We start from the raw sequence: 1,348 nt of genomic DNA on the forward strand, positions 1-1,348 counted from the left end.
CTTTATGTTTTGTCTTTCTTACCAGTGATCATTGTATCTATCGCAATGATGTTAGAGGCCTCGATTGAAGCCAGGCGTTTAAGCTCAGATCAAATTACTAGCGCCCACGAAACGATGATAGAAATGAAGAAGGCTGAGCTACGAACCTACCTAGAAATTGCAGATAGTACCTTAGCTCCACTAAAACACACAAAAGCGTCTCGTGAAGATGCCATTTCTCTTTTGAGAAATGTTAAGTTCGGTGATTCAGGGTATCTATTTGGGTATGACTCAAAAGGCATAAGACTACTTCTAGGAAAAAGTAACGTAGGTATTGGTCAAAGCTTTTATAATCTCAAGGACTCGAATGGCAGCTATTTTGTTCAAGAATTAATTAAGAATGCAAAGGCTGAAAAATTCACAACGTATTACTTCCCTAAACCTGGCAGTTCATCACCACTGCCCAAGCTTAGTTACTCTATTTATATTCCACAATGGGATCTGACTTTAGGGGCCGGTATCTACACCGACGATGTAGAACAAGAACTGATGCATATGGAAAAAAGTGCTTTAGATAGATTAGATCAAAGTCTTTGGACACTGATTCTAATTAGCGTCGTCGTTATGCTGAGCGTTGCTTTCATGGCATATCTAGTGAATAGAAGCGTTATGAGACCACTTGAACTCTTTAGTAACTCTATCCGTTCTTTCGCTAGTGGTGATGCTGATTTGACGGCTCGCATGGAAAACTTTAAAGCAAGGGAATTTAATGTTCTTAGTGAAGATTTCAATACATTTGTAGCGAGTCTTCAAGAGATTATCAACCAAGTTAGAAATGTAAGTCAGCAAGTTGTTCAAGAGAGCAAAGCGATGAATCAGAGAGCTTCGGATTCAGCTCAACTTTCCGCTGGTCAGCAAAAAGAGACAGAACAAGTAGCGACAGCGATGACAGAAATGACAGCAACAGCGGCAGAGATATCGAATAATGCTGGTCAAGCTGCTGATTCTGCACGGGAAGCAGAAGATAATGTTAGTGTTGCGCATCAAGTTGTTGTGGCTACAGCAAGTTCTGTATCAGCTTTATCAGAAGAGGTAGCTCAAGCAAGTATTGTAATATCCAAGCTTGAGGGCGATGTAAAGAACATTTCATCATCACTTGATATTATTCAGGAAATCGCTGAACAAACTAACTTGTTAGCACTGAATGCTGCCATCGAAGCTGCCCGAGCTGGAGATCAAGGTCGTGGCTTTGCTGTAGTGGCAGATGAAGTCCGTAAACTAGCAAGTCGTACGCAGGACAGTACTGGAGACATTCACGATATCATACAGCGGCTGAAAGCTGCTTCAGATGATGCTGTTACCGTAATGG

1 protein-coding gene is annotated in these 1,348 nt (G+C 41.4%); it reads left to right on the plus strand.

Going from position 1 to position 1,348, the window contains the following annotated elements; translation table 11 throughout:
* On the plus strand, window positions 1–1,348 hold a 1,348-nt coding region (locus ACRQQK_RS14190; protein ID WP_457512470.1), incomplete at both ends, for a methyl-accepting chemotaxis protein.

Source organism: Vibrio sp. C8, assembly GCF_054051265.1.